The organism is Phaeovibrio sulfidiphilus (assembly GCF_014861485.1).
Lineage (GTDB): Bacteria > Pseudomonadota > Alphaproteobacteria > Rhodospirillales > Rhodospirillaceae > Phaeovibrio > Phaeovibrio sulfidiphilus.
In genome coordinates this window covers 1-601 of sequence record NZ_JACZHT010000020.1, presented here as the reverse complement: position 1 = coordinate 601, position 601 = coordinate 1, and the positions used below count along the sequence as shown (strand labels likewise).

The 601-nt window shown below is 70.2% G+C and carries 1 protein-coding gene; it reads left to right on the top strand.

Going from position 1 to position 601, the window contains the following annotated elements; translation table 11 throughout:
* Positions 1–544: autotransporter outer membrane beta-barrel domain-containing protein (locus IHV25_RS10230; RefSeq protein ID WP_192535026.1), on the top strand; the 544-nt coding region annotated here is incomplete at its 5' end.
* Positions 545–601 lie beyond the last annotated feature (57 nt).

The following is a 601-nucleotide window of genomic DNA, read 5'->3' as shown; positions in this document are numbered from 1 at the left end:
GGGCGTCTACACCCGCCACGGCATCGACAGCCGCCGCACCGCACTGGGCGAGCGCCTGAAGGCGGACTACGGGGCCAACGTGTTCCAGGTTGTGGGCGAGGCCGCCTGGCGGGTCCAGGCGACGGACGCCCTGATGCTGGAACCGTTTGCCGGAGGCTCGTGGGCCATGGGTTATACCGAAGGCTTCTCGGAGAGCGGCGGTGTTGCGGGCCTGCGCGGCCACAGCCAGGCGAGCCATACGGGAGTCTCCACGGTGGGGGTCCGTATGGACGCCCGGGTGCATGAGAACGCGGTCCTGAAGCTGGATCTGGGCTGGGAGCATGTCTACGGCGACATCGACACCGCCAGCCGCATGATGTTCCTTGCGGGGTCGGATGACTTCCTCGTGCGAGGCACACCGGCGGACCGGGATGCGGCCGTTGTGGGCGTGGGCGCCGAGGTGCGTCTGGACGACACTTGGGGGCTGACCGTGATGTACGACGGCGCCTACGGGGCTCACACCACCTCCCACGGGGGCCGCGCCCGTATGACGTACCGCTGGTAGGACAGCACACCCGGACCCGGATCCCGGGGCCGGGGCGTTCGACCCCGGGCCACGCCC